Origin of the sequence: Streptomyces sp. NPDC021356, from assembly GCF_040641015.1 — a bacterium.
Taxonomy (GTDB): Bacteria; Actinomycetota; Actinomycetes; order Streptomycetales; family Streptomycetaceae; genus Streptomyces.
Map to the genome: position 1 here is coordinate 79,216 of NZ_JBFACU010000010.1, position 19,812 is coordinate 99,027.

Here is a 19,812-nt window from a genome sequence, read left to right on the forward strand (position 1 = left end):
CTCGACGCCCGTCAGCGCGGTCACCACCGGGGTCCGGTCCCCGCCGCGCCCCTCGCACCGCTCCGCCCTGGCGGCCCTCACAGGCGTGGCGCCGCGGCGCGCTCCCTCCGCCGCGTCCGCGCTCCGTCAGGCCCGTGCCGCGACCCCCGTGAGTGCCGTCACCACCGGGTCCAGCGCCTCGTGTATCTCGTCGCCGATCGAGCGGAAGAACGGCAGCGGGGCGCCGTAGGGGTCGTAGACCTCGTCCGCCTCCGCGTTCGGCGCCAGCAGCCAGCCGCGCAGGGCCGCGGCGGCGCGCACCAGCGCCCGCGCGCGCTCGACCACGCCTTCCTCCAGGGGCGGCAGCGTGGCCGGGTCGATGGCCTTCACCAGCCGGGTGAACTCCTTGAGCGTGAAGGTCCGCAGGCCCGCCGAGTGCCCCATGGAGATGACCTGGGCACGGTGGTCGCGGGTCGCGGTGAGGACCAGGTCGGCGCGGATCACGTGCTCGTCCAGCAGTTCCCGGCCGGTGAAGCCGGAGGCGTCCGCGCCGAAGTCGGCGAGGACCGTCTCGGCGTTGGTCTCCATGGGTGCGCCCTCGTGGCCCCAGGTGCCCGCGCTCTCCACGATCAGACCGCCGCCGGCCGGGTCGCCGAGCCGGTCCGCCAGGAAGTGCCGGGTCAGCCGTTCGGTGATGGGCGAGCGGCATACGTTGCCGGTGCTGACGTGGAGGATGCGGAAGGCCCCACCGGGCAGCCCCGGCTGCGCCGGGATCGTCGGGATCACCGGCTCGTCCTTCCCGCCTATGCCACGCATGGGGGTCCCCCCTGCGGGAGCCGGTGCGTGGACCCGGGGGTGTCGGGCGCCGTCAATTCGCCACCTCGAGGTCGGGTACGACCTTGCGCAGTTCCTCCGCCGACAGCGCACCCGCACGCAGCAGCACGGGCACCTCACGGGTGACGTCGACGATGGAGGACGGCACGATGCCGGGGGTCGGGCCGCCGTCCAGGTAGACGGAGACGGAGTCGCCGAGCATCTCCTGGGCGGCGTCGCAGGTCTCCGGCGCGGGGTGGCCGGAGAGGTTCGCCGAGGACACGGCCATCGGGCCGAACTCGGTGAGCAGCTCGATGGCGACCGGGTGCAGCGGCATGCGCACGGCGACCGTGCCCCGGGTCTCGCCCAGGTCCCACTGGAGGGACGGCTGGTGGCGGGCGACGAGGGTGAGGGCGCCGGGCCAGAAGGCGTCGACCAGTTCCCAGGCCATCTCCGAGAAGTCCGTGACCAGCCCGTGCAGCGTGTTCGGCGAACCGATCAGCACCGGGGAGGGCATGGCACGCCCGCGGCCCTTGGCCTGAAGCAGATCGCCCACGGCCTCCGAGGAGAACGCGTCGGCCCCGATGCCGTACACGGTGTCCGTCGGCAGCACCACGAGTTCGCCCCGGCGGACGGCGGACGCGGCCTCGCGCAGACCCGTCGCGCGGTCGGTCGCGTCGTTGGTGTCGTATCGCCGTGCCATTGTCAGCGGGCCTCCTCGTACACGTACTGCTGGTCTGAAGTCCTGGTGGTGGGCTGTGCCGGGCTCATGGCAGCGCCTTGCGGGCGGTGGCGAACCGCGGCCGGTTGTTGAGGTCGGGGTGGTCGGCCGCGTCCGCCCAGCCCCGCTCCTCGGTGAAGATCCACGGCACCTGGCCGCCCTGGGTGTCGGCGTGCTCGATGACGACGACGCCGCCCGGGCGCAGCAGCCGGTGCGCGGTGCGCTCGATGCCGCGGATCAGGTCGAGACCGTCCTCGCCGGAGAACAGCGCCAGCCCGGGGTCGTAGTCGCGGGCCTCCGGGGCGACGTACTCCCATTCGGTCAGCGGGATGTACGGCGGGTTGGAGATCACGAGGTCGACCTGGCCGTCGAGGTCCGGGAAGGCGGTCAGGGCGTCGCCCTGGCGCAGGTCGACCCTGGACCCCTCCACGTTCTTGCGGGTCCACGTCAGCGCGTCCTCGCTCAGCTCCACGGCGTGCACGCGGGAGCGCGGCACCTCCTGGGCGAGGGCGAGCGCGATGGCGCCCGAGCCGGTGCACAGGTCCACGATGCAGGGCTCGACCACGTCCATGGCGCGCACGGCGTCTATGGCCCAGCCGACCACGGACTCGGTCTCGGGCCGCGGCACGAAGACGCCCGGGCCGACCTGGAGCTCCAGGTAGCGGAAGTAGGCCCGTCCGGTGATGTGCTGCAACGGCTCGCGCTGCTCGCGCCGGGCGACGACCTCCCAGTAGCGGGCGTCGAAGTCGGCGTCCTTGACGGAGTGCAGCTGGCCGCGCTTGACCCCGTGCACGAAAGCGGCCAGCTCCTCGGCGTCGTTGCGCGGCGAGGGGACACCGGCGTCGGCCAGCCGCTGGGTGGCCTGCGCCACCTCGGCGAGCAGCACGCTGCGGGGGCCTGGGGGTCGCCCCCCGAATTCTTGCTGCACGCTGGTCCTCCGTGCTCGGTACTGGTGCGTAGGTGCCGTGCCTGCCGGCGCCGGACGTGGGTCCTGTCTACGTGCCTTACGCGGTCTGCTCCACGTGCCTCACGCGGTCCGCGGCCTCACGCGGCCGCGAGCTTGGCGGCCGAGTCCGCGTCGACGCAGGCCTGGATCACCGCGGCCAGTTCGCCGTCCAGGACCTGGTCCAGGTTGTACGCCTTGAAGCCGACCCGGTGGTCGGAGATGCGGTTCTCCGGGAAGTTGTAGGTGCGGATCTTCTCGGAGCGGTCGACGGTGCGGACCTGGCTGCGGCGGGCGTCCGCGGCCTCCCTCTCCGCTTCCTCCTGCGCCGCGGCGAGCAGCCTGGAGCGCAGGATACGCATCGCCTGCTCCTTGTTCTGCAGCTGGCTCTTCTCGTTCTGGCAGGAGGCGACGACTCCGGTGGGCAGGTGCGTGATGCGCACCGCGGAGTCGGTGGTGTTGACGGACTGGCCGCCCGGCCCGGAGGACCGGTAGACGTCGATGCGCAGGTCGTTCGGGTTGATCTCGACGTCGACCTCCTCGGCCTCCGGGGTCACGAGGACACCCGCCGCCGAGGTGTGGATACGGCCCTGGGACTCGGTGGCCGGCACGCGCTGCACGCGGTGCACACCGCCCTCGTACTTCAGCCGGGCCCACACGCCCTGGCCGGGCTCGATCTGCCCGCGGGCCTTCACCGCGACCTGGACGTCCTTGTAGCCGCCCAGCTCGGACTCGGTGGCGTCGATGATCTCGGTCTTCCAGCCGACGCGCTCGGCGTAGCGCAGGTACATGCGCAGCAGGTCACCGGCGAAGAGCGCCGACTCGTCACCGCCCGCGCCGGCCTTGATCTCCAGGATGACGTCCTTGTCGTCGCTGGGGTCGCGCGGCACGAGCAGCAGGCGCAGCTTCTCGGTCAGCTCCTCGCGCTGTTTGTCCAGCTCCTTGACCTCGGCGGCGAAGTCGGGGTCGTCGGCGGCAAGTTCGCGCGCGGTGTCGATGTCGTCGCCGGTCTGCTTCCAGGAGCGGTACGTGGCGACGATCGGGGTCAGCTCGGCGTACCGCTTGTTGAGCTTGCGCGCGTTCGCCTGGTCGGCGTGGACCGACGGGTCGGCGAGCTTCTTCTCCAGGTCGGCGTGCTCGACGACGAGCTCCTCGACGGCCTCGAACATCTTGGGCTCCTGCTACTGCTGGGGGAGGGGAAGGGCGGACGACCAAAAACGCCGGTCCCGGGCGCGCCCCGGTGGAGGGCGCGGCCGTGGACCGGCGAAATGGGGCTCGCTACTTCTTGGAGCCGGCGGCAGCCTTGCCGAAGCGGGCCTCGAAGCGGGCCACACGGCCACCGGTGTCGAGGATCTTCTGCTTGCCCGTGTAGAACGGGTGGCACTCGGAGCAGACCTCGGCCCGGATGGTGCCGGACTCGATGGTGCTGCGAGTGGTGAACGACGCGCCGCAGGTGCAGCTGACCTGCGTCTCGACGTACTCGGGGTGGATGTCGCGCTTCAAGGTGTCTCCTATGTCCGGGAGGGCGCCGGGTCGCCGCCGCGGGATGCGGGGGCGTGAACCGGGGCCGACGGACCAGTCTGCCAGGACTGGCGCCATCTCCCAAAACCGGGGGTCGGGCTCCGGTATTCCCCGCGGGACGCGGCGGAGCCGCACATCGGCTACGAGGCGCTCACGACGCCCTTGGCCTCACCGGTCGCCGTGCCCTGCGTGGCCGTCCTCGGGATGGACCGGTCGTTCCTCAGGGCCGTCCAGACCTGGTGCGCCTTGGTCTGTTCGATGATCACGCGGTTGGGGTCGGCCGGGTCGTACCGGACCGGCATGGTGACCATGCTCATGTGGGAGGAGCTGATGCCCTTGAGGCCGTCGGCGAAGGAGATCAGGGAGTTCACCGAGCCGAGGTCGGAGTCGGTGGTGACGGCCTTGGTCGCGGTGTCGGCGAGGTCGTAGAGCTTCTTGGGGTCGGTGAAGAGGCCCACGTGCTTGACCTGGTCGATCAGCGCCTTGACGAAGGCCTGCTGGAGCTGGATGCGGCCCAGGTCGGAGCCGTCGCCGACGCCGTGCCGGGTGCGGACCAGGCCGAGGGACTGCTGCCCGTTCAGGGTGTGCGTGCCCGCGTCGAGGTTCAGGTGGCTGTTCGGGTCGTGGATGGCCTTGGTCGTGGTGACCTGGACGCCGCCGAGGTCGTCGATGAGCTTCTGGAAGCCGCTGAAGTCGACCTCCAGGTAGTGGTCCATACGCAGGCCGGTGAGCGACTCCACGGTCTTCACGGCGCAGGCGGCGCCGCCCGTGCCGTAGGACTCGTTGAACATCGCGTTCTGCGCGGCCGGGTGCGTGCCGCCCTTGGCGTCGGTGCACTCGGGGCGGTCCACGAGGGTGTCGCGGGGTATGGAGACGACACTGGCCTTCTTGTGGCCCTCGTACACGTGCACGATCATCGCCGTGTCGGAGCGGGCGCTGCCGTCGTCGGTGCCGCCGCCCAGCTTCTTGTTGCTGCCGGAGCGGGTGTCCGAGCCGAGGACCAGGATGTTCTCGGAACCGTTGTCGGCCTTGCCGGGCCGGTCGGTGCCGAGGGCCTGGTTGATGTCGACCGTCTTCAGGTTGTCGTTCAGCTTGAAGTACAGGAAGCCGGCGCCGGTGCCGCCGAGCACCACGATGCCCGCCGCGGTCCAGGCCGCGGCCACCAGCGCCTTGCGCCGCCCCGTGGCGGGCTTGCGGCGGCGGCCCCCGGCGCCTCTGCGGCGGGTGCTGCGGTCGGGGTTCTTCCCCGGTATGCCGGGGTCCGGCGTGCTCTGGGGGGACATGTGCTCCTCAGCTCTCGTATCCGGTCGGTTACCCCTTGTTGCCAGGGTCAGGCCCGGCCCGGTCGAACGAGCCCGTACCGCACCATCGTCGCTCTTCAGGGTCAGACGAGGTAACCGGGCCGAAGGTTGCACAGGAAGCTGTGGCGAAGCTCTCGCGGGGCGCACGGCGGCGACGGCGGGCGCCCGGGCGCGGTGGAGGTAGGGGCGGGGGCGGGGCGGTGGAGGTAGGGGCGGCTACGGCGAAGGGCCGCTCCCGGGGTGGGGGCGGCCCTTCGGTACGGATCGACGCCGGTCGGTGCGGATCAGTCGCCGTTGCCGGGGGCCGGCGTCGTCTTCTGGATCTGCATCAGGAACTCGACGTTCGACTTCGTCTGCTTCATCTTGTCGAGGAGCAGCTCGATCGCCTGCTGCTGGTCGAGCGCGTGCAGCACCCGGCGCAGCTTCCAGACGATGCCCAGCTCCTCGGAGTTCAGCAGGATCTCCTCCTTGCGGGTGCCGGACGCGTCCACGTCCACCGCCGGGAAGATGCGCTTGTCGGCGAGCTTCCGGTCGAGCTTCAGCTCCATGTTGCCGGTGCCCTTGAACTCCTCGAAGATCACCTCGTCCATGCGGGACCCGGTGTCCACCAGGGCGGTGGCGAGGATGGTCAGCGAACCGCCGTCCTCGATGTTGCGGGCCGCACCGAAGAAGCGCTTCGGCGGGTACAGGGCGGTCGAGTCGACACCACCGGACAGGATGCGGCCGGAGGCCGGGGCGGCGAGGTTGTACGCGCGGCCCAGACGGGTGATCGAGTCCAGCAGGACGACCACGTCGTGACCCAGCTCGACCAGGCGCTTGGCGCGCTCGATGGCCAGCTCGGCGACGGTGGTGTGGTCCTCGGCCGGGCGGTCGAAGGTCGAGGAGATGACCTCGCCCTTGACCGACCGCTGCATGTCGGTGACCTCTTCCGGACGCTCGTCGACGAGGACGACCATCAGGTGGCACTCGGGGTTGTTGTGCGTGATGGCGTTGGCGATCGCCTGCATGATCATGGTCTTGCCGGTCTTCGGCGGGGCCACGATCAGACCGCGCTGGCCCTTGCCGATCGGCGACACGAGGTCGATGATCCGGGTCGTCAGCACGCCCGCCTCGGTCTCCAGGCGGAGCCGGTCCTGCGGGTAGAGCGGCGTCAGCTTGTTGAACTCCGGCCGCCCGCGGCCGTGTTCGGGCGCCATGCCGTTGACGGAGTCCAGGCGCACGAGCGCGTTGAACTTCTCGCGGCGCTCGCCCTCCTTGGGCTGGCGCACGGCGCCGGTGACGTGGTCGCCCTTGCGCAGGCCGTTCTTGCGGACCTGGGCGAGGGAGACGTACACGTCGTTCGGACCGGGCAGGTAGCCGGAGGTCCGGATGAAGGCGTAGTTGTCGAGGATGTCCAGGATGCCCGCGACCGGGATCAGGACGTCGTCCTCGGTGATCTGCGGCTCCTGCACGTCGTCGCGGCCACGACGGCCACGGCGGTCGCGGTAGCGGCCACGACGGCCGCGGCGGCCGCCCTCGAAGTCGTCGTCGTCCTGCGGACCGGCGTTGCGGTCCTGACGGCCGCCGCCCTGCTGCTGGTTCTGCTGGCGCTGGCCCTGCTGGTCGTCGCCCTTGCCGCCACGGCGGTCACGATCCCGATCCCGGTCACGGTCCCGGTCGCGGTCGCGGTCGCGGCCACGCTCGCGGCGGTCGCGCCGGCGGCCCTCGCCGCCGTCGCCCGCGTCACCCTTGGCGTCGCCCTGCTGCTGGCCCTGAACCTGCTGCTGGGCGGTGGACTCGGCCTTGGCCTCGGCCTTCGGCTCGCTCTTCGCCTCGGCGGCGACCGTCTCGGGGCTGCCCGCCTCGGCGGTGGCCCGGCGCCTGCGGCGCTCGACGGGAGCGTCGCTGGCCGGCTGGCCGGGGATCTCGATCTGCTGCTGGGCGGCGGCCTTCTCGGCCGGCGCCTCGGCCGCCTTCTTGCCCGCGGCGCTGTCGTCGCCCGTGCGGGTGCGGGAGGTGGCGCGGCGCTTCGGCTTGGTCTCGGTGGCGTCGCCCGCGGCGGTCGCGGCCTTCGCGGGGGCGGCACCCCCTGAGGCCTGCGCCTCCTTGATGACCTCGATCAGCTGGCTCTTGCGCATCCGCGCGGTGCCCCTGATGCCGAGGCCCGAGGCGACCTGCTGCAGCTCGGCCAGCACCATGCCCTCGAGGCCGGTACCGCGGCGCCGCCGGGAGCCGGCACCGGTAGCAGGCGCGGAGGCGTCCGTGGCGGGCGCGGCAGCGGTCTCCTCGACACGTGCGCCCATCAGATCGGTGGTGTCGCTCACGAAGGGTCCTTCCCTGGAGCGGACGTCGGCCTGTCTGGCTCGGCGACCGGTTGTGCTGTCCGGCTTCGGTCCTTGCTGTGTGGACCGTGCCGGGGCGGTGGTCCGCCAAAGCGGCGGAAGAGATATCTGGTGAGTGGCGCTGCCGCGACGTGCCGTGGCACCCGGTGTCACGTGGCGTGGTAGCGCCGTTTCCGGAGCGTGCCCTGTGGACCGCTCAGCGTCCGCGTACGACGTGCTGCCCGGATACGGCGTACGGAACACAGAACGGCTTGGGGAGCTCCCGGAAGAATGTTGGTCCCGGACTGGGACACGAAGCACCTCGCCATGGTGGGGTCGGGTGCAGACTTGAGATTAACACTACCGGATCCAACAAACATTCCCCCTCTCCACATCCGGCAATCGCGTGTCAGCCGGACAGCGGCAGCACGCAGGAGCCCTGCGCGTCGAGACTCAGCCGATTGGCGGCCCAGCCCGTACCCGCGAGTCGTTCCACCTCGTCGGCGGTGCCCGCGTCGGCCAGCGCCATCACCGTCGGTCCGGCGCCGGAGATGACCGCGGGGATGCCGTCCCCGCGCAGCCGCTCCACCAGCGCGGCGCTCTCCGGCATGGCCGGGGCGCGGTACTCCTGGTGCAGTCGGTCCTCGGTGGCGGGCAGCAGCAGCTCGGGGCGCCGGGTGAGGGCCTCGACGAGCAGGGCCGCTCGGCCCGCGTTGACGGCCGCGTCGACGTGCGGCACGGTGCGCGGGAGCAGGCCGCGCGCGGTCTCGGTCAGGACGGGTTTCGCGGGCACGAAAACCACCGGAACGATGGAATCCGAGGGCTCCATCCTGATCGCCCGGGCGGCCCCGGCCTCCATCCAGGACAGGGTGAACCCGCCGAGCAGACAGGCCGCCACGTTGTCCGGGTGGCCCTCGATCTCGGTGGCCAGCTCCAGGAGCGCCGTGTCGTCGAGTCTCGTGTCGCCGCCTATGGTCACGGCGCGGGCGGCGACGATGCCGGCGCAGATGGCGGCGGAGGACGAGCCGAGTCCGCGGCCGTGCGGGATGCGGTTCGCGCAGACGATCTCCAGGCCGCGCGGCTGCCCGCCGAGCACGTCGAAGGCGGTGCGCAACGACCGTACGAGCAGGTGCTTCTCGTCCCGCGGCAGGCTCTCGCCGCCCTCGCCCGCGATGTCGATGTGCAGCCCGGAGTCGGCCACCCGGACGACGACGTCGTCGTAGAGCCCCAGCGCGAGGCCGAGGGCGTCGAAGCCCGGGCCCAGGTTGGCGCTGGTGGCGGGGACGCGCACCCGGACGGCGGCGGCGCGGAACGCTGGACCGGCCATCGCTCGTTGACTCTCCTTGAGCTGCGTGACGGTCGAGTGACGCTCGACCGGGATTCGACGGATACGTGAGGACCCTCGGGGCCGCGAGAACGGCGCGGCACCGCGACATGCGAAGGCATATGCGGTGGGCGGGTTCCTTACAGCCTATCGAAGGAAGGTTCTGTGGCGACATAGGGCGCACAGGAGGCGCACGATGCGTGTCGCGTGCCGGTCCGTGCCCCCATGTCAGGGGCCCCGGACGAGGACGCCCCGGGAGGTCGCGTGGTTGCGCGGACCGGCGGGCGCGGACATCGGCACCGCGCGCGCCGGCAGGTGCGGCGGTGGGGGCGGATGCGTGTTGTGCGCGGTCGAGTCCCGTGGCCGGGGCGGTGCCACGCCCGGGGTGCCCGCCCACCTGGGCGGACAGTCGACGGGACCGGCAGGCGGTGCCCGTCGGGAGCGCCCGGTGGGCGGTGCTCCGGCGGCCGGGTGGCACGGAGTGCCTCCATACCGTCGCCACCACCGTCACCGCCGCCGCCGTCGCCGCCGACGGCGACCGCGCACCGGCGGCCTCACCCGCGGCGGGTCCGCCCGACGGCGGGCCCGCGCAGTGGCAGGTCTACGCAGCGGCGGGTCTACGCAGTGGCGGGTCTACGCAGTGGCAGGCCACCTCGGCGGTCGTCCTGCCCCGCACCGTTGCGCGCCGGACTGGACTCTCCCGGCCGCCGGACTCGCCGGCCCACCGGAACTCCCGGCCCACGGTGGCTCCCTGCCCACCGGCCGTTCCGACCCACCGGGGCCCCAGCCCACCCGCTGTTCCGACCCGCCAGGGCCCCAGCCCACCGGTTGACCCGGTCCACCGGGGCTCCCAGCCCACCGCCGGTCAGGCCAGTCCGAGCCGTTCCGCCGCCGTGGCCGCGTCGACCGGGACGGTGACCGGCTGCGGGGCGCCGGCGACGGCCCAGTCGGGGTCCTTGAGGCCGTTCCCGGTGACCGTGCACACGATCCGCTGGCCCGGATCCACCTTGCCCTGCTCGGCGGCCTTCAGCAGACCGGCGACGGAGGCGGCCGACGCCGGCTCGACGAAGACGCCCTCCTGCGCGGCCAACAGCCGGTAGGCGCGCAGGATCTCACGGTCCGTCACCTCGTCGATGGCGCCGCCGGACTCGTCCCGCGCGGCCAGGGCGTACGTCCACGAGGCGGGGTTGCCGATGCGGATGGCGGTGGCGATCGTCGACGGGTCCTTGACGACCTCGCCGCGCACGATCGGCGCGCTGCCGGAGGCCTGGAAGCCCCACATGCGCGGGGTCTTCGTGGACACCTTGTCGGCGGCGTACTCCTTGTAGCCCTTCCAGTAGGCGGTGATGTTGCCCGCGTTGCCGACCGGGAGGACGTGGAGGTCGGGGGCGTCGCCGAGCATGTCGACGATCTCGAAGGCGGCGGTCTTCTGCCCTTCGATACGTACCGGGTTGACCGAATTGACCAGCGCCACGGGGTAGTTGTCGCTCAGCGCGCGGGCCAGCGTCAGGCAGTCGTCGAAGTTGCCGTCGACCTGGAGGATCTGCGCGCCGTGCACGAGCGCCTGGCCCATCTTGCCGAGCGCGATCTTGCCCTGCGGCACGAGCACGGCGGAGACCATGCCGGCCCGTACGGCGTACGCGGCGGCGGAGGCGGAGGTGTTGCCGGTGGAGGCGCAGATGACCGCCTTGGCGCCTTCCTCCTTGGCCTTGCTGATCGCCATGGTCATACCGCGGTCCTTGAAGGACCCGGTCGGGTTGGCGCCCTCGACCTTGAGGTGGACCTCGCAGCCGGTGCGCTCGGAGAGGACCTGCGCGGGCACGAGCGGCGTACCGCCCTCGCGGAGCGTCACGACCGGCGTACTGTCGGACACCGGCAGCCGGTCCCGGTACTCCTCGATGATTCCGCGCCACTGGTGGGTCATTGCTGGTTACTCTCCTTCAACCCGCATGATGCTGGCGACGCCCCGCACGGTGTCGAGGCTGCGCAGCGCCTCGACGGTGCCGGTGAGGGCGGCGTCGGACGCTCGGTGGGTGACGACGACGAGGGAGGCCTCTCCCCCGCTCTCGAATTCGCTCGAGCGGGAGGCACCCCCGTCCTTGCCCTGCTGGCGAACAGTGTCGATGGACACTCCGTGCTCGGCGAACACGGTGGCGACCTGGGCGAGCACGCCGGGTTTGTCGGCGACGTCCAGGCTGATGTGGTAGCGCGTGACGACGTCACCCATGGGCGAGACGGTCAGCGCGGCGTACGCCGACTCCCCGGGCCCGGTGGCACCGTTCAGCCGGTTGCGGCAGACGGCGACGAGGTCGCCGAGGACCGCGGAGGCGGTGGGCGAACCGCCGGCGCCGGGCCCGTAGAACATCAGCCGGCCCGCCGCCTCCGACTCGACGAACACGGCGTTGTACGCGCCGCGCACCGAGGCGAGGGGGTGGCTGAGCGGGATCATCGCGGGGTGCACGCGCGCGGTGACGGAGCCGCCGTCGGCCGCCCGCTCGCAGATGGCGAGCAGCTTGATGGTGCAGCCCATCTCCTTCGCGGAGGCGAAGTCGGCGGCGGTGACCTCGGTCATGCCCTCGCGGTGGACGTCGTCGAGGCGTACGCGCGTGTGGAAGGCGATCCCGGCGAGGATGGCGGCCTTGGCGGCGGCGTCGAAGCCCTCCACGTCGGCGGTCGGGTCGGCCTCGGCGTACCCGAGCGCGGTGGCCTCGTCGAGGGCCTCCTGGTACCCGGCGCCCGTGGAGTCCATCTTGTCGAGGATGAAGTTGGTGGTGCCGTTCACGATGCCGAGGACTCGGTCGACCTTGTCCCCGGCGAGGGACTCGCGCAGCGGCCTGATCAGCGGGATGGCACCGGCGACGGCGGCCTCGTAGTAGAGGTCGCGGCCGTGCTCCTCGGCGGCGGCGTGCAAGGCGGCCCCGTCCTGGGCGAGGAGGGCCTTGTTCGCGGAGACCACGGAGGCGCCGTGCTCGAACGCGGTCGTGATGAGGGTCCGGGCGGGTTCGATGCCACCGATGACCTCGATGACGACGTCGATGTCGCCGCGTTTGACGAGGGCGGTGGCGTCGGTGGTGATGAGCGCGGGGTCGATGCCCTCGCGGACCTTGGAGGGGCGCCGGACGGCGACCCCGGCCAGCTCCACCGGGGCACCGATCCTGGCCGTGAGGTCGTCGGCGTGCGTCGTCATGATGCGCGCCACCTCTGAGCCGACAACCCCACAGCCCAGCAGCGCCACCTTCAGCGGACGCGTACGCATCATCCGACCTCGTTTCCTCATACCGTCTACGGTTGGACCAGTCTCACTCACCGGACCGGAGTTTCTGTCATTTGTCCGGATCGTGAGACGTTTATTTCATTTTCGCCGGGCCGGAAGACAGGAGATCTTCCGGCGCGGCGGTGCCCCGCGTCATGCCTGCCTCACCCGACGTCGAGACGCAGGAGGTCGTCCTCCGTCTCCCGTCGGACGATGACCCGGGCCTCCCCGTCGGCGACGGCGACGACCGGCGGACGCAGGGCGTGGTTGTAGTTGCTGGCCATGGACCGGCAGTACGCGCCCGTCGCGGGCACGGCGATGAGATCGCCGGGCGCCAGGTCGGCGGGCAGGAACGCGTCCTTGACCACGATGTCGCCGCTCTCGCAGTGCTTGCCGACGACGCGGACGAGCATCGCCTCGGCGTCGGAGGCGCGGGAGACGAGAGCCACGCTGTACTCGGCGTCGTAGAGCGCGGTACGGATGTTGTCGGACATGCCGCCGTCGACGGACACGTACGTCCGCAGCCCTTCGAGCGGCTTGACGGTGCCGACCTCGTAGAGGGTGAAGGCGGTGGGACCGACGACGGCGCGCCCCGGCTCGACCGAGATGCGCGGCGTGCGCAACCGGGCGGCCTCGCACTCACGCGTCACGATCTCGGTGAGCGCCTTGGCGATCTCGTGCGGCTCACGCGGGTCGTCGGCGCTGGTGTAGGCGATGCCGAGGCCGCCGCCGAGATCGATCTCGGGCAGCTCGACGCCGTGCTCGTCACGGATGTCCTTCAGCAGCCCCACGACCCGGTGCGCGGCGACCTCGAACCCGGACATGTCGAAGATCTGCGACCCGATGTGGCTGTGGATGCCGATCAGCTCCAGGCCGTCCAGCTGGAGCGCCCGCCGCACGGCCTCGGCGGCCTGCCCGCCGGCGAGCGGGATGCCGAACTTCTGGTCCTCGTGGGCGGTGGCGATGAACTCGTGCGTGTGCGCCTCGACACCCACGGTGATACGGATCTGGACGCGCTGCCGCTTGCCGAGGGACTGGGCGATGTGCGCGACCCGGACGATCTCCTGGAACGAGTCGAGCACGATCCGCCCGACCCCCGCGCCCACCGCGCGCTCGATCTCCGCGGCGGACTTGTTGTTGCCGTGGAAGGCGATACGGTCCGCGGGCATCCCCGCGGACAGGGCGGTGGCCAGCTCGGTCCCCGAGCAGACGTCGAGGTTGAGCCCCTCCTCGTTCAGCCATCGCACGACCGCGCGCGACAGGAAGGCCTTGCCGGCGTAGAAGACGTCGGCGTCGTGCCCGAAGGCTGTGCGCCATGCGCGGGCGCGCGCCCGGAAGTCGGCCTCGTCCATGACGTATGCGGGCGTGCCGAACTCCTCGGCGAGCCGGGTGACGGTGACCCCGCCGACGCTCACCACGCCGTCGGCGTCCCGCGTGACGGTCTGCGCCCAGACCTTGGGGTCGAGGGTGTTGAGGTCGGCCGGCGGGGCGGCGTAGTGGCCCTCGGGCAGGACATCGGCGTGACGGGGCCCGGCGGGGTGTGCGGAACGGCTCATGTCGGTGTGTCTCTCTGCGCTCTCAGAGGTGGTCGGGTGCGTCGATGCCGAGCAGGGACAGGCCGCCGGCCAGCACCGTCCCGGCGGCTTCGGCGAGGGCCAGCCGGGCGCGGTGGGCGGCCGAGGGTTTCTCCTCGCCGCGCGGCAGTACGTCCGGCAGCAGGGGCAGCACGGCATCGGCGACGGTGACGAGGTGCCGGGCGAGCCGGTCGGGCGCGCGGTGGCGCGCCGCCCGGGCGAGGAGGCGTGGGTGGTCGGCGAGGGCGGCGAGCAGGGGTCGCGTGGCGGCCGTGCCGGTGGCCCCCGGCAGGGCGGCGAAGCCGAGGTCGGCGGCGTTGCGGTGCAGGGCCCGGGTGCGGGCGTGGGCGTAACGGATACGGAAGAGGGGGTTGCTCTCGCGCTGGACGAGGTGTTCCCCGCCGACCCGGGGCCGGTCGTGGCCGGCGGGATGGAGGAGCGCCCAGCGTCCGGCGTCCCGCCCGAGGGCGAGGAGGGCGGCGGTGTCGGCGGCGGGAACAGGAACCGGCCGCACGTTCACGTCCAGCATCCCCTCCCCGACCGCATCGGCCCGGGCGCCGAGCACCGCCTCCCACCGCGGCGGGATCGGCCCCCGGCTCTCGCAGCTGGTCCGCACGAGGGCGCCCTGGGCGCGCAGCAGACGTGCGAGGACGTCACCGACGACGAGGGCGCGGGGTTCGGCGGCGCAGTGCAGGCTGAGTACCTGCCCGGCGGCGTCCTGCCCGTACCCGTACCGCGGGCCGTCGCGCAGGATCTGCTCGGCGAGCCGACGGGCGGCGGCGCCGGCATCGGCGTCACGAAGACTGATGTTGAGAAACCCGGGCCCGGTGACGACGACACTCCCGATGCCGTCGGCTGCCATGGCCATGAGGTGGTCCCGCAGCACGTCGGCGACCCGCAGCGTGCTCTGCCCGGCGGGCCGGGCGAGCTGGAGCGCGATGCCGGTGGCATAGTCCCCGCACCCGCCCGGCCCCGGCGGCGCGACCACGACCCGCTCCGGAACCGGCACGCTCAGCTCCCCCGCGTCGACAGCACGACGCACCGCGCACAGCACGGTACGGGAGAGCTCCACGGGGGTCACGGGACAAGCGTAGGGGAGGAGGGGGGTGGGTAGGCGAACGGGTTTGGGCGGGGTATCGGCATGTGGACGGTGGGGCGGGGGTGGGGCCTGGCGCCCCGGCCGCCGCCTGGACCACGGGGCGGTACCCGCCGCCTGGACCACGGGGCGGTACGGCGACCGCCGACCCACCGGGCTGCTTCCCTGCACGACTGCCGACCCGCGGGGGCGCTGAAGAACGCGGTGTGGACTATCTGGTACGACGGCCGGTCCGCTGGGCGTCCCCGCCCTCACCGGGACCGGCACCCTCCCCACCGGCCGCATCGGGCTGCGGCCCTCTCCCCCGCCCCTCGACCAACTCCAGCACGACGCGCACGAGTTCGGAAGGCTCGAAGGGCTTGGCGAGGAAGGCGTCGACCCCGGCGTCGAGCCCTGCCGCGACGTCCCCCTGCGAACAGGCGCTGACGATGGCGAGCGGAAGATCACGGGTACGGGGGTCGGCGCGCAGCTGCGCGGCGGTGGCTAGCCCGTCGAGCCGGGGCATGACGACGTCGAGGGTGATCACATCGGGCCGCACCTGATGCACCACATCCAGACACTCGGCACCGTCGACCGCGGTCACGACCTCGAGCCCCTCAAGCTCGAGATTGACCCTGATCAGCTGCCGGATGACCTTGTTGTCGTCCACAACAAGCACCCGGCCGGAAGCCCCTGGCACAACTCGAGAGTAGGTCGGCCCCGGCCATCGCGTCCGGGTTTTCCCCACTTCCACCCCGTCCGGGGGACGCACCCCTTCCACATGGGCACGCGCAGGGGCTGCGCCCCCACGGAAAACGTTCATGACCACCCCACGGGAGCTGGTAGTGTTCTACCCGTCGCCGCGCACAGAGCGCGACGAACCCCGCCCCCGTAGCTCAGGGGATAGAGCAACGGCCTCCGGAGCCGTGTGCGCAGGTTCGAATCCTGCCGGGGGCACTCGCCTAGGAACAGCAACAATCAAGCGCTGACCAGGGCGGATGCCGACAGATGAGGGCGGGAGTCAGTCTCACTGACTCCCGCCCTCTCTCGTTGTCTCTCAGCATTCGCGACACACCTCCGACACATCCCTCCGCGCGCCTCGACCTACCCACAGAGGTCGCTGGAGCTCCAAAGAAATACACGGGCGGGACGCCTAGTCACGCCGGTCACTGCCGTCGGCAGTCCGGTCCGTATCCTGGGCATAGCGAAGCCCCTCCTCGCTGCATGAGGAGGGGCTTCGCTGCTGGTGAGGGCGACGCCTACAGGACGGCAGGGGCCTTCTTGTACCAACTGGTGATCACCTTGTTGAGGGCCACCAAGTTCTGCTGGCGCATGATCGGAGCCTTGGCCTCCATCTCGAAGTGCTCGCTCGTCTCGGGGAGGCTGCGCCACAGGCTGCTCTCGCTGACGGGCGCGGTCATGTGCTTGTCGAGCTTCTTGAAGAAGATCGTGATCTCATCGTCGGAGACCTTGGCCTCCCGCAGGTCGCGGAAGACGCCGGCGAGGACACGGAGCATACCGACAGACCCGAGAAGCGACTTGTTGCGGACGGTGACCGCGGGAGTTCTGTCCTCGGTCATGTCAGCGAGGTCGGTGAAGGCGACGGAGATGATGTCGAGGTAGTCCTTGACGGCCTCGATGACCTCGCTGTCGGAGATTTCCGTCTCGACCTTCTTACCGATCCGGCCGCCGGGTCCGACGAGGACGGCGCGGGTGATGTCGGCGACGTGCTTGGCGCCGATGAAGTTCGTGTTCTTCGGCGTCATGCGATCCTGCTCGGGGTCGACGCGGCCCTTGAGCATCGGGTGGCGCATCACGTCGCTGAGGGTACGGTTGGCGACCTTGTAGGCGTCGAAGCGGGCACGGACGGCCGCGGAGATGCCCTTGGCGTTGTCGGCGACATCCACGAACATCTGCCGGGCCTTGAGGTTGTCCAGCTCGACGTAGATGTCCAGCCCGACGTACTCGTTCTTCAGGCGCTCCAGACGGTCGACGAGGGCCTGCTTCTCCTCATTCGCCTTGGCGATCTTCTCCGGGCTGACCATGCGCAGAAGGCTGCGGTCGACGTCAGCGATGGCCTCGGTGATGCGCTTCTGCTCCAGGTGGACGCCGAGAACGCGGTGCTGTCCGTCGATCGTGGACAGGCGCGTGATCGTGCCGACAGCCCAGGGGACTTCGAGGTATCCCACATTTCCTTCGCTGTTGGCCGGCTCGAACTTGCAGCCGCCGTTGTCGCGAGCCAGGAGGGCGGGGGCGACCCAGTCCGGCTTGGTGTCGAGGTACTCGCCGAACTCGCGGGCGTGCTTGGCGTCGACCTTGCGGTTGTCCTCGTCCGGCTGTTCCGGACTGGGCACCGGGAGGATCGTCGGCAGGTCAGCGAGCGGAACGCGGACGGTGTAGACGACACGGCCTCCCTGGAAGGACCGCTGCGCGAGGTAGGTGGACGACGGGACGACGCCCTTGAGGCGGCTCGTGTCGATGTTGATGCTCACCAGGATTTACTCCCTGATCGCGGTGATGTACCGTCAGATCGGCGATACAAGTCCCAGACCATACAGCTCTACTCCTAACCTCGTCAATCAAATTCTTATTTCCTAGAACAAGTTGGCGATGTAGCTGACTAAGTGACAGATCGAGGGGCCCGAGGAGGCCTCGTGACGGGTCGGCTACGTGCTCGTCATCGCCTCCCCCGGCCGAACTCACCATCTTGAGCCAGAGGTTCCGTTTGCAGGCGCTGTCAGGCGGTGTCCCCCTCGTCCTCCAGCGCCTTGGTGATCTTCGCGTTGGCGGCTTCCTCGTGACCGTCGATGCAACCGTGGTATCGGCGATGGATCACCTCTGGCGAGTTGCCGACCCGCCGGGCCACCTCAGCGATGGGCACCCCTGCGTTCAGCCACCGCGTGATGCACGCGTGTCGCAGGTCGTACGGGCGCCCGGCCAACGGCGAGTCGACACGTTCCGGCGAAAGCGCGTACTCCCGCGCCTCCTCCCACACCCGCCAGTAGGTGGAAGAGACGACCACTCCCCCGCGTTCGTTGCCGAACATGCGCCCCTCCTTGGCGGTCCCGAACTCCTCCAAGTGAGCCCGGAGGATGGCGACCAAGACGGGCGGAATGGGCACCGGACGGTCGCTGGTCGCCTCCCGTACCTTCAGGCCGCGGCGGTCGTGCCGCTCTCCGGAGTCGGTCCACTGCTTCCCGGAGACGGGGCGCGTCTCCCGCAGCGTGAGCGTGCCCCAACCCGTCTCCGGCAGGTGACAGTCAGACCGCCTCAGTCCGACTGCCTCAGCGGGCCGCAGGCCCGCGTAGTACAGGACCGCGTAGAAAGCCGCCAGGCGCCGCCCGCGGCAGCGATCCCAGGACCCGACGTAGGAGACTCTTGAGCAACTGCCGGGCCTGTACGGCGTTCACGAGGACGCGGCGGTCCACCACCTCATTGGAGCCGACGTGCTTCCGGCGAGCGCCCTGAAGGGGGTTCTCTGGGAGCTCCCCTACGACCACAGCATGTTCGAGAGCGGTGTTCAGAGCGCGGCGCCGCCGCTTGTAGGTGTCGCCCGCAGCCGGAGTGCCGTCCAGCTTGTAGCTGAGGCGGTACAGCACATCCTCGAACACCCCGGGGTCAGCCAGATCACCCAACGGCCGGTCGGTCGAACTTCGCCGAAGACTCACCCAGTGAATACAACTAACTGCCTCCGAGCGGTAACGAATGCGGTTGGCATGGCGCCCCGCAAGACCTGTTCGCTGGGCCGCGAAGCTTCCAGCGACTGCGGCAGTCGTGCTGCCGCGCTCAACAGCCACGGCTGCCGAACGCGGCAGCACCACCCACTACCCCTCCAAGCGCTGCAGCGGGATAGGCGCATCGAAGACATCGACGACGAATTCCGAAGTTCCATTGCCCTCGAAGTCGACATCGCGGTCGCTGTGAAGCAACGTGTGGATCCTTACCCAACGCCCTTGGGCGCTTGCTTCCTCCGCTACATTGAGCGCGCCACCAACGGGGCCGACAGGGCCAGTGCGTCGCTTACTCGTCCAGGTCTGCAAGAGCTTCGCTTCTGCGGGAAGCTCCCATGTGCGAGGCTCGGCGCTGGCTGGCACGGAGACTTCATCGCTGAGCAACTGCACGACCCATTCGACGTCACCTTCGCTGTCCTGCTCGTTCGACATGCGAATACCGAGCCCGATCATGTACGCACCCTCAAGATACTCCTCCAGCTCATCATCGATGTCTCTGAAGTAGACAGCAGGGCGAACCACGTCGATCGGACCGAACCCAGTAAACTCTCCGAGCATCGGCGGGCACTTCTCTTTGAGGTATTGCTGCGTGGCCATGCGCACAGGCATCGGGACTCGGTTCAGGACTACTTCGAGAGCCGTGTCGTCCCGGTCGGCCAGGAATCCGTTGAGCGCGTCGACCAGTTCCTCGGTTAGATGGAGATCTCCAGCTCCGAGCGTGGTCACTGCTTCCAACTCTTCGCGAGGAGCTTTGACAAGGGCGAACACTCTACTCCGCCCCGGACTCGTGTGCGCGATGAACGAATAAATCACTTTTGTCTCACATCACGTCTCAGAGGCCGCGCCAGCACCAACGCGTGCCGATGCGACCATAAGCAATGGGAAAGCCTGCCAATCGACGTGTCATATGGGCTACTTGCCCATTCGCATGGTCAACGGCGGGTCGCTGTCGGACCCAGCACTTCAGCCCGGGTCCGCATGGCTAGGTGCAGCCTAGCCATGCGCAGGCGCGGTGACAACGGCGCACAGGAGCGTGAGGCGGGCGCAGACAGGGCGAGGCTGCCTTGAAGGGGCGGTGGGGCGATAGGACCTGACGCAAGTTCACTGGCTTCACGGCGCGGGCATCGCGAGGGCGTCCGTCACACCTCCGACACACTCGGAACCGCTGAACCCCTCTGAGGGACTCCGCCGCAGGCCAGAAGGCCACGTGTGCTGATCTACACATTCACTCCGGAGCCGTGTGCGCAGGTTCGAATCCTGCCGGGGCACCTTGGATC

At 70.5% G+C, this 19,812-nt stretch carries 16 protein-coding genes and 2 tRNA genes; 2 read left to right on the forward strand and 16 right to left on the reverse strand.

All coding sequences use genetic code 11. The features are described 5' to 3' along the window. Positions 1–126: 126 nt before the first annotated feature. From AB0G56_RS15545 to AB0G56_RS15605, 13 genes are all read right to left on the reverse strand, one after another. Positions 127–795 carry a protein-tyrosine-phosphatase gene (locus AB0G56_RS15545; RefSeq protein WP_360969331.1) on the reverse strand — a complete coding sequence of 223 codons (669 nt, stop codon included), beginning with the start codon at positions 793–795 and terminating at the stop codon, positions 127–129. Between the two features lie 52 nt (positions 796–847). Next, complete coding sequence (locus AB0G56_RS15550) at positions 848–1,495, reverse strand: L-threonylcarbamoyladenylate synthase (RefSeq protein ID WP_360969333.1); 648 nt, start codon at positions 1,493–1,495, stop codon at positions 848–850. A 64-nt stretch (positions 1,496–1,559) separates the two neighbouring features. Then, entirely contained in the window at positions 1,560–2,399 is an 840-nt protein-coding gene (prmC, locus tag AB0G56_RS15555) for a peptide chain release factor N(5)-glutamine methyltransferase (RefSeq protein ID WP_360969612.1), read from the reverse strand. A gap of 158 nt (positions 2,400–2,557) precedes the next feature. Continuing rightward, positions 2,558–3,625, reverse strand: coding sequence for a peptide chain release factor 1 (prfA, locus tag AB0G56_RS15560; RefSeq protein ID WP_360969334.1), 1,068 nt, complete (start codon positions 3,623–3,625; stop codon positions 2,558–2,560). 109 nt (positions 3,626–3,734) lie between these two features. Then, the gene (gene rpmE, locus AB0G56_RS15565; protein ID WP_019326867.1) at positions 3,735–3,959 is read right to left on the reverse strand and encodes a 50S ribosomal protein L31; all 225 of its coding nucleotides are present in this window, start codon (positions 3,957–3,959) and stop codon (positions 3,735–3,737) included. A 158-nt stretch (positions 3,960–4,117) separates the two neighbouring features. After that, entirely contained in the window at positions 4,118–5,260 is a 1,143-nt protein-coding gene (locus AB0G56_RS15570) for an LCP family protein (protein ID WP_360969336.1), read from the reverse strand. A gap of 302 nt (positions 5,261–5,562) precedes the next feature. Then, entirely contained in the window at positions 5,563–7,581 is a 2,019-nt protein-coding gene (rho, locus tag AB0G56_RS15575) for a transcription termination factor Rho (RefSeq protein ID WP_360969338.1), read from the reverse strand. Positions 7,582–7,987: 406 nt separating this feature from the next. Continuing rightward, the gene (gene thrB / locus AB0G56_RS15580; protein ID WP_360969340.1) at positions 7,988–8,905 is read right to left on the reverse strand and encodes a homoserine kinase; all 918 of its coding nucleotides are present in this window, start codon (positions 8,903–8,905) and stop codon (positions 7,988–7,990) included. A gap of 862 nt (positions 8,906–9,767) precedes the next feature. Beyond that, on the reverse strand, positions 9,768–10,826 hold the full coding sequence (gene thrC / locus AB0G56_RS15585; protein WP_360969342.1) for a threonine synthase: 1,059 nt from the start codon (positions 10,824–10,826) through the stop codon (positions 9,768–9,770). Between the two features lie 6 nt (positions 10,827–10,832). Next, complete coding sequence (locus tag AB0G56_RS15590; RefSeq protein ID WP_360969344.1) at positions 10,833–12,161, reverse strand: homoserine dehydrogenase; 1,329 nt, start codon at positions 12,159–12,161, stop codon at positions 10,833–10,835. Positions 12,162–12,319: 158 nt separating this feature from the next. After that, on the reverse strand, positions 12,320–13,711 hold the full coding sequence (gene lysA, locus AB0G56_RS15595) for a diaminopimelate decarboxylase (protein WP_360969346.1): 1,392 nt from the start codon (positions 13,709–13,711) through the stop codon (positions 12,320–12,322). Between the two features lie 22 nt (positions 13,712–13,733). Beyond that, positions 13,734–14,810, reverse strand: a complete 1,077-nt coding sequence (gene nrtL / locus AB0G56_RS15600) for an ArgS-related anticodon-binding protein NrtL (protein ID WP_360969347.1) — start codon at positions 14,808–14,810, stop codon at positions 13,734–13,736. A gap of 226 nt (positions 14,811–15,036) precedes the next feature. Then, positions 15,037–15,627 (reverse strand): response regulator, encoded by a 591-nt coding sequence (locus AB0G56_RS15605; protein ID WP_360969349.1) that lies wholly within the window; start codon positions 15,625–15,627, stop codon positions 15,037–15,039. 62 nt (positions 15,628–15,689) lie between these two features. Between AB0G56_RS15605 and AB0G56_RS15610 the strand changes: the two genes are divergently transcribed. Beyond that, positions 15,690–15,761 (forward strand) — tRNA-Arg (locus tag AB0G56_RS15610). 302 nt (positions 15,762–16,063) lie between these two features. Here AB0G56_RS15610 and AB0G56_RS15615 read toward each other — a convergent pair. From AB0G56_RS15615 to AB0G56_RS15625, 3 genes are all read right to left on the reverse strand, one after another. After that, positions 16,064–17,296 carry a DNA sulfur modification protein DndB gene (locus AB0G56_RS15615; protein WP_193448636.1) on the reverse strand — a complete coding sequence of 411 codons (1,233 nt, stop codon included), beginning with the start codon at positions 17,294–17,296 and terminating at the stop codon, positions 16,064–16,066. Positions 17,297–17,541: 245 nt separating this feature from the next. Further along, positions 17,542–18,138, reverse strand: a complete 597-nt coding sequence (locus tag AB0G56_RS15620; RefSeq protein ID WP_360969614.1) for a tyrosine-type recombinase/integrase — start codon at positions 18,136–18,138, stop codon at positions 17,542–17,544. A 490-nt stretch (positions 18,139–18,628) separates the two neighbouring features. Beyond that, positions 18,629–19,261: a hypothetical protein gene (locus tag AB0G56_RS15625; RefSeq protein ID WP_360969350.1), complete on the reverse strand. Its 633-nt coding sequence runs from the start codon at positions 19,259–19,261 to the stop codon at positions 18,629–18,631. 463 nt (positions 19,262–19,724) lie between these two features. Here AB0G56_RS15625 and AB0G56_RS15630 point away from each other — a divergent pair. Further along, a tRNA-OTHER gene (locus tag AB0G56_RS15630) sits at positions 19,725–19,804 on the forward strand. Positions 19,805–19,812: the final 8 nt, after the last annotated feature.

What these genes read in the sequence shown, in the direction of transcription:
- AB0G56_RS15545 (WP_360969331.1), bottom strand. Translation starts at nt 795, where the DNA reads ATGCGTGGCATAGGCGGGAAGGACGAGCCGGTGATCCCGACGATCCCG.
- AB0G56_RS15550 (WP_360969333.1), bottom strand. Translation starts at nt 1,495, where the DNA reads ATGGCACGGCGATACGACACCAACGACGCGACCGACCGCGCGACGGGT.
- prfA (WP_360969334.1), bottom strand. Translation starts at nt 3,625, where the DNA reads ATGTTCGAGGCCGTCGAGGAGCTCGTCGTCGAGCACGCCGACCTGGAG.
- AB0G56_RS15570 (WP_360969336.1), bottom strand. Translation starts at nt 5,260, where the DNA reads ATGTCCCCCCAGAGCACGCCGGACCCCGGCATACCGGGGAAGAACCCC.
- thrB (WP_360969340.1), bottom strand. Translation starts at nt 8,905, where the DNA reads ATGGCCGGTCCAGCGTTCCGCGCCGCCGCCGTCCGGGTGCGCGTCCCC.
- thrC (WP_360969342.1), bottom strand. Translation starts at nt 10,826, where the DNA reads ATGACCCACCAGTGGCGCGGAATCATCGAGGAGTACCGGGACCGGCTG.
- AB0G56_RS15590 (WP_360969344.1), bottom strand. Translation starts at nt 12,161, where the DNA reads ATGATGCGTACGCGTCCGCTGAAGGTGGCGCTGCTGGGCTGTGGGGTT.
- lysA (WP_360969346.1), bottom strand. Translation starts at nt 13,711, where the DNA reads ATGAGCCGTTCCGCACACCCCGCCGGGCCCCGTCACGCCGATGTCCTG.
- AB0G56_RS15605 (WP_360969349.1), bottom strand. Translation starts at nt 15,627, where the DNA reads ATGAACGTTTTCCGTGGGGGCGCAGCCCCTGCGCGTGCCCATGTGGAA.